This window comes from Hyphomonas sp. (assembly GCF_046313735.1).
Lineage (GTDB): Bacteria > Pseudomonadota > Alphaproteobacteria > Caulobacterales > Hyphomonadaceae > Hyphomonas.
In genome coordinates, this window is sequence record NZ_JBKBXW010000023.1 from 22,239 (window position 1) to 35,877 (window position 13,639).

Annotated in this window: 14 protein-coding genes; 5 read left to right on the forward strand and 9 right to left on the reverse strand. The window is 65.2% G+C overall.

Annotated elements, in window-relative coordinates:
- Nucleotides 1–44: 44 nt before the first annotated feature.
- Nucleotides 45–1,679, forward strand: a complete 1,635-nt coding sequence (locus ACK4SV_RS12010; RefSeq protein WP_409918073.1) for an alkaline phosphatase D family protein — start codon at nucleotides 45–47, stop codon at nucleotides 1,677–1,679.
- Nucleotides 1,680–1,692: 13 nt separating this feature from the next.
- On the opposite strand, the gene ACK4SV_RS12015 is transcribed toward ACK4SV_RS12010, so the two are convergent.
- Nucleotides 1,693–2,568: a hypothetical protein gene (locus ACK4SV_RS12015; protein WP_409918074.1), complete on the reverse strand. Its 876-nt coding sequence runs from the start codon at nucleotides 2,566–2,568 to the stop codon at nucleotides 1,693–1,695.
- Between the two features lie 387 nt (nucleotides 2,569–2,955).
- Here ACK4SV_RS12015 and ACK4SV_RS12020 point away from each other — a divergent pair, with 387 nt between their 5' ends.
- Both ACK4SV_RS12020 and ACK4SV_RS12025 read left to right on the forward strand, forming a co-directional pair.
- The gene (locus ACK4SV_RS12020; protein ID WP_409918075.1) at nucleotides 2,956–3,300 is read left to right on the forward strand and encodes a UrcA family protein; all 345 of its coding nucleotides are present in this window, start codon (nucleotides 2,956–2,958) and stop codon (nucleotides 3,298–3,300) included.
- 243 nt (nucleotides 3,301–3,543) lie between these two features.
- Complete coding sequence (locus ACK4SV_RS12025; protein ID WP_409918076.1) at nucleotides 3,544–4,212, forward strand: TonB family protein; 669 nt, start codon at nucleotides 3,544–3,546, stop codon at nucleotides 4,210–4,212.
- A 58-nt stretch (nucleotides 4,213–4,270) separates the two neighbouring features.
- Here the strand turns inward: ACK4SV_RS12025 and typA are convergent, their stop codons facing one another.
- Complete coding sequence (typA, locus tag ACK4SV_RS12030; RefSeq protein ID WP_409918077.1) at nucleotides 4,271–6,103, reverse strand: translational GTPase TypA; 1,833 nt, start codon at nucleotides 6,101–6,103, stop codon at nucleotides 4,271–4,273.
- Nucleotides 6,104–6,273: 170 nt separating this feature from the next.
- Here typA and pgeF point away from each other — a divergent pair, with 170 nt between their 5' ends.
- Complete coding sequence (pgeF, locus tag ACK4SV_RS12035) at nucleotides 6,274–7,038, forward strand: peptidoglycan editing factor PgeF (protein WP_409918078.1); 765 nt, start codon at nucleotides 6,274–6,276, stop codon at nucleotides 7,036–7,038.
- Nucleotides 7,039–7,141: 103 nt separating this feature from the next.
- Nucleotides 7,142–8,080, forward strand: coding sequence for a ribose-phosphate pyrophosphokinase (locus ACK4SV_RS12040; protein ID WP_409918079.1), 939 nt, complete (start codon nucleotides 7,142–7,144; stop codon nucleotides 8,078–8,080).
- 100 nt (nucleotides 8,081–8,180) lie between these two features.
- Here ACK4SV_RS12040 and hemA read toward each other — a convergent pair whose 3' ends face one another.
- Genes hemA through puhA form a run of 7 tightly spaced genes read right to left on the reverse strand, consistent with a single transcriptional unit; the run spans nucleotide 8,181 to nucleotide 13,618 of the window.
- Nucleotides 8,181–9,395 carry a 5-aminolevulinate synthase gene (gene hemA / locus ACK4SV_RS12045; protein WP_409918080.1) on the reverse strand — a complete coding sequence of 405 codons (1,215 nt, stop codon included), beginning with the start codon at nucleotides 9,393–9,395 and terminating at the stop codon, nucleotides 8,181–8,183.
- Between the two features lie 36 nt (nucleotides 9,396–9,431).
- The gene (gene puhE, locus ACK4SV_RS12050) at nucleotides 9,432–10,238 is read right to left on the reverse strand and encodes a putative photosynthetic complex assembly protein PuhE (RefSeq protein ID WP_409918081.1); all 807 of its coding nucleotides are present in this window, start codon (nucleotides 10,236–10,238) and stop codon (nucleotides 9,432–9,434) included.
- A 25-nt stretch (nucleotides 10,239–10,263) separates the two neighbouring features.
- Nucleotides 10,264–11,325 (reverse strand): magnesium-protoporphyrin IX monomethyl ester (oxidative) cyclase, encoded by a 1,062-nt coding sequence (acsF, locus tag ACK4SV_RS12055; protein ID WP_409918114.1) that lies wholly within the window; start codon nucleotides 11,323–11,325, stop codon nucleotides 10,264–10,266.
- Between the two features lie 39 nt (nucleotides 11,326–11,364).
- Entirely contained in the window at nucleotides 11,365–11,649 is a 285-nt protein-coding gene (locus ACK4SV_RS12060) for a hypothetical protein (RefSeq protein WP_409918082.1), read from the reverse strand.
- Nucleotides 11,646–12,143: a photosynthetic complex assembly protein PuhC gene (puhC, locus tag ACK4SV_RS12065; RefSeq protein WP_409918083.1), complete on the reverse strand. Its 498-nt coding sequence runs from the start codon at nucleotides 12,141–12,143 to the stop codon at nucleotides 11,646–11,648. The genes ACK4SV_RS12060 and puhC overlap by 4 nt, the downstream gene beginning before the upstream one ends.
- Before the next feature lie 24 nt (nucleotides 12,144–12,167).
- A complete protein-coding gene (puhB, locus tag ACK4SV_RS12070) occupies nucleotides 12,168–12,845 on the reverse strand; it encodes a photosynthetic complex putative assembly protein PuhB (RefSeq protein WP_409918084.1) in 678 nt (225 codons plus the stop codon).
- Nucleotides 12,842–13,618, reverse strand: coding sequence for a photosynthetic reaction center subunit H (gene puhA, locus ACK4SV_RS12075; RefSeq protein ID WP_409918085.1), 777 nt, complete (start codon nucleotides 13,616–13,618; stop codon nucleotides 12,842–12,844). Before puhA ends, puhB begins: the two co-directional genes overlap by 4 nt.
- Nucleotides 13,619–13,639: the final 21 nt, after the last annotated feature.

Consider the following 13,639-nt stretch of genomic DNA (forward strand, 5'->3'; position numbering starts at 1 on the left):
GACTTTTAACCGCCCTCGGCCTGGCGCCGGCGGCGTGCGCGAACATGCCCGCCGGGCAGGTGTTTTCCTCGGCGCGCGCACCCGCGCCCCTGCCCTTCGCGCATGGCGTGGCGAGCGGCGACCCGCGAGAGGACCGCATCATCCTCTGGACACGGATCACCCCGCAGGCGGGCACAGAAGGCCCGGTCGAGGTTCACTGGCAGGTGTCGGAGCGGCCGGATTTTGCGGTGGTTGTCAGCGAGGGCGGCGCGCTGACCGATGCATCCTGCGACTGGACGGTGCATGTGGATGCGGGCGGGCTCGCGCCGGGACGCCGGTATTTTTATCGCTTCCTTGCGGGGCGCCATGTTTCGCCCACGGGACGTGCACGGACCTTGCCGGCAGCGGAAGCGGACGCGGTGCGGATCGCGGCGCTATCCTGCGCGAATTTCAGCCTCGGCTATTTCAATGCCTATGACCATCTGGCGCGGCGGGAGGATATCGACCTCGTTCTGCACCTTGGCGATTACATCTATGAGACGGCGCCGGGCGGCTATGAAGGCGGGCCGCAGGAACTGGCCGGGCGGCGGCATGATCCGCCGCGCGACGCCGTGAGCCTTGAGGACTATCGCCGGCGCTACGGCCAGTACCGCATGGACGGGGCGCTGCAGGCGCTGCACGCGGCCCATGCAATGATTGCGAGCTGGGACGATCATGAGTTTGCGAACAACGCCTCCCGCAACGGCGCACCGGACCATGCGGGCAGCGCGGAGGACTGGGCGGCGCGGCGGGAGGCGGGGCTGCGCGCCTGGTATGAATGGATGCCTGTGCGCCGGCCGGAGAATGCACCGTGGACGGACCGGTTCAAGGCGATGGACCTTGGCCGCGTGGCGCGGCTGTGCGTTCTGGAGACGCGGGTATCGGCGCGGGACGCCAGCATCGGCTTTGAGGATATTGCTGCGTATGCGGATAATATTGACGCGCTGAGGGCGAGGATTTCAGACCCCGCGCGGGAGAAGTTGGGCGCGGCGCAGCGGGCGCATCTTAAAGCGGCGCTGGCCGGCGCGGGCGGGCGCTGGGCGCTGCTGGCGAACCAGACGATGATGGGGCAAGTGATCACGCCGGATATTTCGCCTTATCTTTCAGAGGAGAACCTTGCCGAGCTGCGCGCGCGCTGGGACGGGGCGGAGGGGTTCCTGGCGGCTGCGGAAGCGCGCCTCCCGGTCATGCTGGACGCGTGGGACGGTTATCCGGCTGAGCGCGAGCGGCTGTTTGCGCTGGCAGAGGAAGCAGGCGCGCGCGGGCTGGTGGTGCTGACCGGGGACACCCATGCCTGGTGGGCGAATGATCTTTACACGGCAGAGGTGCGCAAGGCGGGCGTGGAACTCGGCGGGAGCTCGGTGACCTCGCCCTCGCCCTTCTCGCCGGCGCTGCTGGGCGACCGGGGGCGGGATTTTGCGTTGCTGGTGAACCGCGACAACAAGGCGGTGAGATATGTCAGTGGGCAGACGCATGGATACCTGGAGCTGACGCTGACGCCGGAGGCAGGCGAGGCGCGGTTCATTGCGGTCGATACGGTGCAGGCGGAGCAATACCGGGTGTTCGAGCAGGCACGCTTCCGGCTGAACCGGAGCGCGGACGGCGAAGTGTCGCTCGCCCGGCCGTCGGGGCTGGGCCTGCGCGAGCGGTTCCTGTTCTGAGGGCTGGGGCGGGTCAGCCGCCGGCGAGATCCGGATAGCGATTGAGCAGTTCATTGCGCATGCGGGTGAGCCAGTCGGCATCGGCAGCGGGATAGGCGCCGCGCGTGTCGGGGTCCGAGCGGCCGTATTCTGCAGCATAGGCGAGCGCGCGGCGGGCGTTTTCGCGCGCTTCGGCAGGCTCGCTCGCCAGCATTCCGTAGACGGCGCGGTTGTGCAGGAAGGCGAGCGCATGGCTGAGATAGCCGGCCTGATCGGGGCAGGCTTCGCGCAGGCGGGTGAGCCGGCCGGAGATGGCGGCGACGGTGTCCGGCTTGCTGAGCTGGGAGGGCATCCGTTCACGGATGGCGCGGACTTCATACTCCATCCCGCGGCTGTAATTGCGCTGGTAGGGGCAGGCCTCCATCGGCGCGTCCTGATAGATCGGGGACGACTGGCCCTGATTGAGCAGGTCCATCAGGGCCGGGAAGGCAGTCTTTTCCAGCAGGTTCCAGGTGTCGCTGAAGGGGTAGATCTTTTTCCGTGTCCCGTCCGGCAGGGTAACCTCCGTACCGGTACCATTGTGGAAGACGTGATCCTGCTGGATGGCCGCCGTATAGGCATGGCCGAAGAGCGCGGTTTTCAGCTCAGGATCCTCGATGCCCTGCCCCAGAAGGCCGAAGAGCTGCGCGGACAGACCCTGCACATCCGGATCGTCCGGGCACAGCCGATGCGCGAGGACGGCATTGTCATAGATGTCCTTCGAGTTCGTCATCTGGCCGGTAAGCGCCGCATACTGAATATTGATGAGTATCTGGGCCGCCTCTGCCGGACAGGCGGGGGGCGTTTCTGCCTGCGCGCTGAGGCCGCATATCAGCGCAGCGGCGGCGAGAAGAGTGGCGCGAATCGGCATCGGAGGACTCCCGGGAAAGCTAACCCTTTGAAATTACAGTCTGCGGACGGCTCGTCCATCCCCTGTTCCGGGGTCCTGTTCCGGCCCCCGGTTCCGGGGACAGGTTTCAACACCTGTTCAAAGTTCAGGCACCCCTGCCCGCGGGGGAGGCATGCAGGCCGCGCATGGCTGCTATTCGCCCGCCCGGCGCACTCCGTCATTGCCGTGTTGCACATGCGAGATAATTGCTGCGGTGCAGCACGAGCCGGGCCGCTGCGGAGAGGCCACGGGGGCGCGCGGGCGGGGACACCCGCACGGCCCCGATCCGCAGAAGGCACCAATCCCGGACAGCTGCGGGAGGAGTTTCCGGCCGGTTCACCCCGGCGCTAACTCTGAAGGACCTGACCTATGTTCAAACCTGTTGCAACGATCCTGGCGGCCGCCCTGATCCTTTCACCGGTCGCGGCCGCAAGCGGCCTGACCCAAGTGACCCTGACGATGAATTACGACGCAGAAAAGCTGGAGACCGAGGCCGGAACGGCCGAGATCGTCAGCGAACTGCGCCGGGAAGCCCGCAAGCTGTGCACGCACCGCCTGCTGGTCATCGGTGCGCCGATGGTGGATCAGGCCTGCGCCGATTCGCTCGTCAAGGAAGCGATCCAGCAGATCCATGCGGACCAGTCCGCGGCTGGGCGCGCGCTGTCGCCGGCTTTCAAAAGCCTCGTGACGGTCAACTACGCCGAGGCGAACTGATCTCCCGCCTCTGACCTTTACGAAACAGCGCCAGACCACGTTTCCTCCCGGTCCGCGGCGCTGGAGGGGCCATTCCCGGCCAGTAATGGCCCCTCGCTTCGTTTGCATTTCTGCGCTGCAGCACGCTGAAATTGAGAAGCAGTCTCTTTTCGCTTGACAGGCGCGGCACCTTCCCTAGCGTAAACTGCAAGGCAGTCAGAGGCCGGCAACCGGCGCGCTGCCGCAGGCTGGAGGAGACGCCACATGACTGCCCACACCCCCGCACTCAGCACCGCACCTTTCAGCAGGGGCCCCTTTGACACGGGTTCGAGACGCCTGGCGCTGGCCGCGATGCTGGCGGCGCCGCTGGTCTATGGGCTGTTCCTGGCCGCGAATGCGCTGATCAAGGTGCGCGAGATCGAGCTTGCCAAGGGCGAGCAGCGCGCGCTGGGCATCATCACGCCGCAGATGCCGGACAAGCTCAGCGGCCGGACGAAGCAACCGCCGCCGGTGGCGCATGTGGTCCCCAAGCCGCCGCCGATGGAGCGCACCGCGCCGCCGCAGACGGGCGGGCTGATCTTCGACACGGGCTGGCGCGGCGAGGCGCCGCCGACGCCCCTGCCGGGCGGGCTGCAGCCAATGATCGGCCCGGTCAGCCCTGTGCAGGTGCGCAATCTGACGCCGGTGCGCGCGCCGGCCCCGGTGATGCCGGAGGCGGCGCTGCGGCGGGGCGTGTCCGGCAGTTGCGAGGTGCGCTTCGATGTGGACGTGTCCGGGCGGCCGCAGAATGTGAGCGCGCTGTGTACGGATGAAATCTTCCGGTCCGAGGCGGAACGCGCGGTGCGCCGCTCCGAATTCCTGCCCGCGATCCGCGAGGGCCGGCCCGTGGCGCAGACCGGGGCAATCTATCCGCTGGAGTTCAAGGTGCAGTGAGCATCGGGCCGGCGCCGCCCGCAGGCTGCGCCGGCCTCACTGCCCGGTTGCCGGCCGATCAGGCGTCGGCGCTTTGCTTGGAGAAGCGCTTGCGGACGTTGGGGTCGAGGTGGATTTTCCGCAGGCGGATGTTTTTCGGCGTAACCTCGACGAGTTCGTCGTCCGCGATATAGGCAAGCGACTTTTCCAGCGTCATCATCAGCGGCGGGGTGAGGCGGACAGCCTCGTCAGAACCCGAAGCGCGCATGTTGGTGAGCTTCTTGCCCTTGAGGACGTTCACTTCGAGATCGTTGTCGCGGTTATGCTCGCCGACGATCATGCCGCCATACACCTTGTCGCCCGGATGGATCATCATGGGCCCGCGATCTTCAAGGTTCCAAAGCGCGAAGGCAACCGCCTCGCCCTGCTCCATCGCGATCAGCACGCCGGTATGGCGGCCCTGGATCTTGCCCTTGTGGGGGGCGTATTCGTGGAAGATGCGGTTCATGATGGCGGTGCCGCGCGTGTCGGACAGGAGTTCGCCCTGATAGCCGATCAGGCCGCGCGTCGGCGCATGGAAAATAAGCCGTGTACGGCCGACGCCCGAGGGGCGCATGTCGAGCATGTCGGCTTTGCGCTCTGACAGTTTCTGGACGACGATGCCGGAATGTTCGTCATCGACATCGATGATGACTTCCTCGATCGGCTCGAGCCTCTCGCCATTCGGGCCTTCCTGCATGACGACCTGCGGGCGCGAGACGCCGAGCTCGAAGCCTTCGCGGCGCATGGTTTCGATGAGGACGGAGAGCTGAAGCTCGCCCCGGCCGGAGACGGTGAAGGCTTCGGCATCGGTGGCGCGCTCGACCTTCAGGGCGACGTTGCCTTCGGCTTCTTTCAGGAGGCGGTCCCAGATCATCCGGCTCGTGACTTTCGTGCCTTCGGTGCCCGCGAGCGGGGAATCGTTGACGCGGAAGGTCATCGAGATGGTCGGCGGGTCGATTGGCTGGGCGGCGAGTGGTTCGCTCACGGACGGATCGCAGAAGGTGTCGGCGACGTTCGCCTTGGTCATGCCGGCGAGGGACACGATGTCACCGGCGGAGGCCTCGTCCACCGGCACGCGTTCCAGCCCGCGGAAGGCGAGGACTTTCGAGACGCGGCCCTGTTCGACCAGTTCGCCCTCGCGGTTCAGCACCTTGATGGTCTGGTTCGGCTTGACTGTGCCCGACGCGATGCGGCCTGTCAGGATGCGGCCGAGGAAGGGATCGGCGGAAATCGTGGTCGCCAGGAAGCGGAACGGGCCTTCGGCGACTTTCGGCACCGGCACATGGTCAACGACCAGCTGGAACAGCTCGTCCATGTTGGCGGTGGGCGTCTCATACTGTTTCGACATCCAGCCCATCTTGCCCGAGCCATAGAGGACGGGGAAATCGAGCTGGTCGTCGGTGGCGTCGAGATTTGCGAACAGGTCGAAGACTTCGTTCAGCACTTCATCGACGCGGCGCTCGGCCTTGTCGATCTTGTTGATCGCGACGATGGGGCGCAGGCCGAGTTTCAGCGCTTTCGAGACGACGAATTTGGTCTGCGGCATCGGGCCTTCGGCCGAATCGACGAGGACGATCACGCCGTCCACCATATCGAGGATGCGCTCGACTTCCCCGCCGAAATCGGCGTGGCCGGGGGTGTCGACGATATTGACGCGGTAGCCGTTCCATTCGACCGAGGTGGTCTTGGCGAGGATGGTGATGCCGCGCTCTTTCTCGAGATCGTTGGAGTCCATCATCCGCTCGGCCGTCTTTTCATTGGCGCGGAAGGTGCCCGACTGTTTCAGGAGCTCGTCGACGAGGGTCGTTTTGCCATGGTCAACGTGGGCGATGATGGCGATGTTGCGCATCTTTTCGAGGGCGGTGGTCATAAGAAAAGGCTTTCCGGCGGGCGGGCGGCTGGGGAGGAAACAGGCGCTGTGAGGTGGATTTGGCGCCCGCCTAGCAGAGACACGGGCGTTTGACCATGCCGAAGCGGCAGGCAGGTGGCCGGGCCCCTGCCCCTTGACGCGGCGGGGGCCGGGGGGCAGCTCTGGTGGGGATGCATCCGCCTTATGAGTCTGCCCCGATCCTGACCGGCTTTCCGGGCCTGTTCCATGGCTTTTTCGGGCGCCGGGGCGGGGTTTCGGAAGGGCTGTATGAGAGCCTCAATACCGGGCCGGGTTCAGCTGATGCGCCGGAAAACATCAAGGAAAACAGGGCGCGGATTGCGGCCATTGCGGGCGCGGCCGCGCTCGTCTCGTGCTATCAGGTGCATTCGCCGGATGTGGTGCGCGTGACGGCGCCATGGGAGACCGGGCCGAAGGCGGACGCGATGGTGACGGATGTGGCGGGCATCGCGCTGTGCGTGCTGTCGGCTGATTGTACGCCGGTTTTGTTCGCTGATCCCGAGGCAGGCGTGATCGGGGCGGCACATGCGGGCTGGAAAGGGGCGCTGGCGGGCGTGCTGGTCAACACGGTACGCGAGATGGCGGTGCTGGGGGCACAGCCGGAGCGCATCCGGGCGGCCATCGGCCCGGCGATCCAGCAGGAGAGCTATGAGGTGGGCCCGGAATTCCGCGAGGCGTTCCTCGCCGGGGATTCGAGCTGCGAAGGCCTGTTCCGGCCGGGCCGGGGCGACCGGCTGCACTTTGACCTGCCGGGCTTCTGCCAGAGGCAGCTGGAGCGGGCGGGCGTGGGCGCGATCTTCAATCTTGGCCATGATACCTGCGGGATGGAGGCGGCCTACTTCTCGAACCGCCGTCGCCACCTGCGCGGGGAGGCCGACTATGGCCGCAATGCCTCGGTGGTCACGATTCTTGCATGAGGGCTGCTGAAGCGCCCGGGATTCCAGTTTCCTGTGACTTGCGAGTCAGCCGAGGCTGTTACAAAAGCGTCGCGAACCGGGCGGGCAGACAAGGGCTAGGGTCATGAAACTTATTTCCTGCAATGCGAACCGGCCGCTTTCAGAAGCGATTGCCGATTACCTGGACATGCGCCTGACGCGCTCGGAGGTGAAAACCTTCGCCGACCAGGAGATTTTCGTACGCATCGACGAGAATGTGCGCGGCGAGGATGTGTTCGTCATCCAGTCGACCTCCTACCCTGCCAATGACAATCTGATGCAGCTGCTGATCATGATGGACGCGCTGCGGCGCGCCTCGGCAAGGCGGATCACGGCGGTGATCCCCTATTTCGGGTATGCGCGGCAGGACCGGAAGACCGATGGGCGCACGCCGATCTCCGCCAAGCTGGTGGCGAACCTGATCTCTACCGCTGGCGCCGACCGCGTGCTGACGGTGGACCTCCATGCCGGGCAGATCCAGGGCTTCTTCGATATCCCGACCGACAATCTGTTCGGCGGGCCGGTGATGGTGGACGATATCAAGGAGCGCTATGGGCGCGACAAGATCGTGATCGTCTCGCCGGATGTGGGCGGGGTGGTGCGCGCACGCTCGCTGGCCAAGCGGCTGAACGATGCTGACCTCGCGATTGTCGACAAGCGGCGGCCGGAGGCGGGCAAGTCGGAAGTCATGAACATCATCGGCGACGTGAAGGGCGCGCGCTGCATCATGCTGGATGATATCTGCGACAGCGGCGGCACGCTGGCGAATGCGGCCGCGGCGCTGAAGGAGAATGGCGCGGCGTCTGTCTCGGCCTATGTGACGCACGGGGTGCTGTCAGGCTCGGCAGTGGAGCGGATCGAAAAATCGGTGCTGGATGAGTTCGTGATGACCGACACAATCCAGCCTTCGGAGGCGGCGCGGAAATCCAAGACAATCCGTGTGCTGCCGATCTCGCCGCTGCTGGGCGAAGCGATCCGCCGGATTGCGAATGAAGAGAGCGTTTCGAAGCTGTTTGACCGGTAGGGGTTGGGGCTCCCCCCTCCGTCAGCCGGCCAAGCCGACTGCCACCTCCCCCGCTAGCGGGGGAGGACAAGTGCTCCGCGCGGGAGAGCGGCGAAGGGGACTACGCCACCGCCCGTGCCAGCGCGCAGTGGGACCAGAGATCGCACAGAGCGCTGACGAGGGCGTCGATGTCGGCGTCGGTGTGGACGGGGCTGGGGGTGATGCGCAGGCGCTCTGTGCCTTTGGGGACCGTCGGATAGTTGATCGGCTGGACGTAGATGCCGTAGCGCTCCATCAGCCAGTCCGAGATCATCTTGCACTTCACCGGATCGCCGACCATGACGGGAACGATGTGGCTGGGGTTTTCCAGCGTCGGGATGCCGATGGCGCGCAGGCGTGCACGGACTTTTTCCACCCGGTCGCGCTGCTGGCGGCGTTCCCAGTCCGAGACCTTCAGATGACGGATGGACGCGCGGGCGCCAGCGGCAATGTGCGGCGGCAGGGCAGTGGTAAAGATGAAGCCGGAGGCGAAGCTGCGGACGAAATCAACGAGGGCGGATGAGCCGGTGATGTAGCCACCAACGACGCCGTAAGCCTTGCCGAGCGTGCCTTCGATGATGCTGATGCGGTGCATCAGGCCTTCACGCTCTGCGATACCGCCGCCGCGCGGGCCATAGAGGCCGACGGCGTGAACCTCATCGAGATAGGTCATCGCGCCGAACTCGTCGGCGATGTCGCAGAACTCCTTGATGGGGGCGATGTCGCCGTCCATGGAATAGACGCTCTCGAAGGCGATGAGCTTGGGCGCGGCAGGGTCGAGCGCGGCAATCTTTTCGCGCAGGTCCGCCGGATCATTATGGCGGAAGACGACGCATCTGGCGCGGCTGTGGCGGATGCCTTCGATCATCGAGGCATGGTTCAGCGCGTCCGACAGGATGATCAGCCCCGGGATCTTTGCGCCGAGCGTGCCGAGCGTCGCCCAGTTGGAAACATAGCCGGAGGTGAAGAGGAGGGCGGCTTCCTTCTGGTGAAGGTCGGCCAATTCCTGTTCCAGCAGGACGTGGTGGTGGTTGGTGCCGGAGATGTTCCGTGTGCCCCCTGCCCCGGCCCCGCAGCTGTCGAGGACGCCGTGCATGGCAGCGAGAACATCGGGATGCTGGCCCATGCCGAGATAGTCGTTCGAGCACCAGACTTTCACAGGCTTCTGCCCGTCCGGCCCGTGGAAGACGGCCTTCGGGAAGGCGCCCTGCTCCCGCTCGATATCGGCGAAGACGCGGTAGTTGCCTTCCTTGCGGAGCGCATCCAGCGAGTCGCGGAAATAGGTTTCGAAGTCCATGGGGATGCTCCCTCTGTTGTCGGAGTTGTATGCCATCTATATTGTATTTCTGCTATCTTGTGGTTTCGGAAGGGCGGGGTCCTGAGCGGCGGGCTTGATGGCCCAGCCCCAGAGCGAGGGGTCCGGCACCGGCAGCACCAGCGCCCAGTGCTCGATCAGGGCGAGCATCACGATGGCGGTGAGCAGCAGGAAGCCGGCGGATTCATAGGTGCCGGGCGCGTGGCCGAAAGCCGTCAGCGCAAGGAGCACCGAGAGGCTGGTGACGCCGAGGATGGCAAGCACGAAGATGCGGCCCGGGCGGGAGCGGCTGAAATAGGATTTGAGGTAGTCGAGATGGCCCGGCAGGAAGCCGTCTGCGATGTTGGGCGCGCCGGAGAAGACGACGAGCTTGGCGCTGATGCGCATGATCCAGAGGATCAGGAAGGTCCATAGTGCAAACTGGTTGGTCGCGCCCCAGCTGATCGCCACCAGGAGGATGGCATGGGCCGTTATAGCCAGCTCATGATGGAGAATGACGGCGACGCCGGCGCGGAAGCGGGCGAAGGGGCTGAGACCTTCCGGGCACGGCGCACGTGTTGTGCCGGCGAGGAAGCCTGTGAGGAACATGACTTCGTGCCAGGCCCAGAGCATGAGACCGGCGGCGAAGCCGGCATAGGCGGCGGTGACGCTGGTATCATTGCGCAGGGCAATGACGAGCATCGTGGCGAGCGCTAGGAGTGCCGTTGCGCCAAGCGCCGTCCAGCGGAAGGTGGCGCGCGGCAGGCCGATGAGAAACAGGATTGCGCCCGTGCTGAGCCACCAGGCCAGCGCGGCAAAGACCACAGGGGGCGCGTAATCCAGCATATCTCTCGCCCTGCCCCGCCCCCGCTTACCAGACCGGCTGGAGACGGACGGTCTCCGGCAGCTTGTTCTTACGCACCGGGAGGAAATAGAGCCCGATGAAAGTCATGCCCGCAGAGGCGGCCAGCGCCTTGCGGCGGAGCCAGGCGATGGGGCCCTTGCCCTTTACCTCGTCCATCCTGTCGGCTGTCTGGCGGAGCTTTTCAAGGCCCTTGCGGAAGGCCGGCGCGTCGATGTCGAGTTCCACCGGGAAGACCTGGCGGGCGATCTCGTTGGTGACGCGGAAGACTTCGTAATCATACTCCGTCGGATCAACGCCGAGGGCGGCATGGAAGGCCGGGCGGCGATGGTCGCGCACATACATGGTAGCGTAGACGGCCAGCAGGAAGAAGCGGATCCAGTAGAGGTTACCGCCTTTCAGGAGGTCCGGATTGGCGCGCATGATCATGGCGAAGGCCTCGCCATGGCGGAACTCGTCATTGCACCATTGCTGGAACCATTTGAAGATCGGGTGAAAGCGGTATTCGGGGTGGCGCTCCAGCTGGCGGAAGATGGTGATGTAGCGCGCATATCCGATCTTCTCGGAGAGATAGACCGAGTACCAGATATATTTGGGCTTGAAGTAAGTGTATTTCTTTTTCTTCGTCAGGAAGCCGAGATCGACGCCGATGCCGAAATCCTTCAGCACGAAGTTGATGAAGCCGGCATGGCGGGCCTCGTCGCGGCTCATATATTTGAACAGGGCGGCCATGTCCGGGTTCTGAACCTGGCGGGTGATCTCGCGGTAGAGGACACAGCCGGAGAATTCCGATGTCAGGGAACTGACGAGGAAATCGACGAACTCGGCGCGAAGGTCTTCGGGCAGCGTGTCGAGGATATTGTCGAATTCATCGGTGCGCTTGAAGTGGGTGCGGTTGGGATCGGAATTCATCTCGGCGAGGAGCGCATCCCATTCCTCGCGCACGCCGGAGACATCAATCTTGTCGACGGCGGCAAAATCGGTGGTGTAGAAGCGCGGCGCGAGCATGGTTTCCTGCATCGCGATGCGGTTTGTGTCGAAGGCTTTCGAAGGCGCTTCGAGAACGCGCATTTCATCCGGCGTGAGTGTGGCAGCAGCGGCGGTCATGGGTCAGACCCTCCCATCAGAAAAACTCACCTCATAGAGTTCGGTGAGCAGGAACATGGCGTGAAGGCGGGTGAAGGCCCGCTCTATGAAATTGGCGCGGGTGACGGTCGCCTCGCGGCGAAGCGTCAGGCCCTGGCCGAAGGGAACGGAAACCGGGGCGCCGTGCACGATGACACGGTCACCGATGCCGGGCTCGATGCCCCCGTCAAGTTCGACATGCGCTTCCAGCGACTCGAACGTGTGCCGGATACGGATGGTGCAGGGTACGGTGAAGGTGCGGCGGCTCAATGCAGGATCCTCGCTTCGTGGAAGAGTTTGTCGAACTCGCTGACATTGTCCTTGCCGAAGGCATCGAGCGCGACCCACTGGCCGGTCGAGGGGTCTTCTAGGATGTAGTTGCCGTTCGCGGTCAGGTGCAGCGCGAAGGCAGGCTCCTGCCCCACGCCGTTGCGGTCGCGCTTCTGCGCCAGCGAGCGCAGCGATGTGCGCACGAAGCCGCCCGTGGCCGGGTCCCAGCGGTGCACCAGCGCGCCGGTCGCGTCATTGATGGCGAGGATGGCGCCGTTTTCCGCATCGGCGAAGCGGAAGGTCAGCGTCTCGACGGTCATCGGCCGCCAGTCGGAGGTGTGGGTCGTGCCGGTGAGGCGGACGACTGATACACCCATCAGGGCAAAGACCACCAGCGCCGCACAGGCAATCAGCAGCGCCTTGGGGGGGGATGCATCATGATTGTGGGTATGTGCCTTCGCGGGGGGCGGGGCAGGCTGGGCGCGGGCGGGCATGGCAGGCATCCTTCCTTGAGTTCTTCAGGTCAGGCTGGGCGTGATGCCCGGGAGGGCGGGATTGGCGGCCGGCGCGGGCGCGGGCGCCGCCTTGACGCGGACCTTGTCGGGCGCATGGGCGGAGATCGCCCGGGCGAGAACCACCGAGACGCTGGCTGCATCCTTCAGGCCGCGCAACATCGGCTGTGGCCGGGAGATGTGCAGCGGACGGACGAAGGGCCAGAGCTTCATATAGCTGAGGCCGCCCCCGGTGGAGAGCGTCAGCCGGATATCGCCCTTGCCGCTGCCATAGGTGCGCATGTCGGCGCTGGCGAGCTGGGCGAAGGGAAGGCTGACATATTTCGGCAGGGCAACGCCATACCGCAGCACGATGCGTTTGGAGGTGATCGTGTAGATCGCCGCGCGGGCCATGGCCCAGGCGATGAGGAAGACAAGTCCGAGGCCGATCACGGCGCTGAGCACCGTATTGGCCGCGATGCCGCCAAGGGCCGCCGTTTCGCCGATGGAGGCGGCATGGGCCATCCGCCAGGCAGCAGCGATGACGAAATAGGCCAGCACGAAACGGATGTGGAAGACATGCACCGCAAAGGCGAGCGCATCCGGGCGTCCCTGCCAGATCAGGCGTTCGCCTTCCGGCAGGGCCTGGGGCAAGCCGCGAACCGGCTCACCCCCGCCATCTTCCTCGTCATGGAAGCCGATCATAGCAGCGGCTCCACACGCTCAGGCGTCGCATACAGCGTGCCGGCGCCGTAATAACCGCTGATCTTGTCTTCCTCGAGACGGGTGACCTGATCGGGCGATTTGGTGCGCGGCACATTGGCGAAATGCGCGGCCTTCACCGCCCAGACATCCACCTGCTTCTTCGATTTCGACAGGGTGGCGAACGGCACCGGCAGGAGCACGCGGGCGCCCGAGCCGGTCAGCTCGACCTCGAAATAGCGGATGATCGCCTCGGCCTTGTCGACCCAGAGATCGACAACCTTGCCGGCGGAAACACCATCGACGCCGACGACCGGGAGGCCGCGCGGGTCAAGGTCTTTCTTCGACACCGTATAGTCCGGGTTCAGACGATAGGGCTCGATCCGGACACTGCCGTCCCAGTTCAGGTCTGGCTCGTCAAGGCGTTCGGCATAGGAACCGGGGCCGACACCGGCGGTCATCGGGTCGCCATCCGGCTCCATCGGCGCGCCGGGCCAGGGGGCGGTGCGCTTCAGGGCATGTTGGCGGGTATCGGCAGGGCCGTAGCTCATGTCGATCGTGCCGCGGCCGTTGGGCAGGTTGAACGTCTTCTTCGGCGGGAAGAAGAAGATCCCCTCGCCTTCGGAACGGCCCGTTGTGTCTTCTTCCAGCGGGTAGCCCTCGCGGGCGCCCTCGCGCAGCAGGTAATAGATCAGGATGACGAAGAAGATCGTGAACGCCCATAGGCAGACATCCACGAGGTCTACGCCGTTGACGAATTCACCACTGAATAACATGACCGGTCTCCTTCAGAGGTC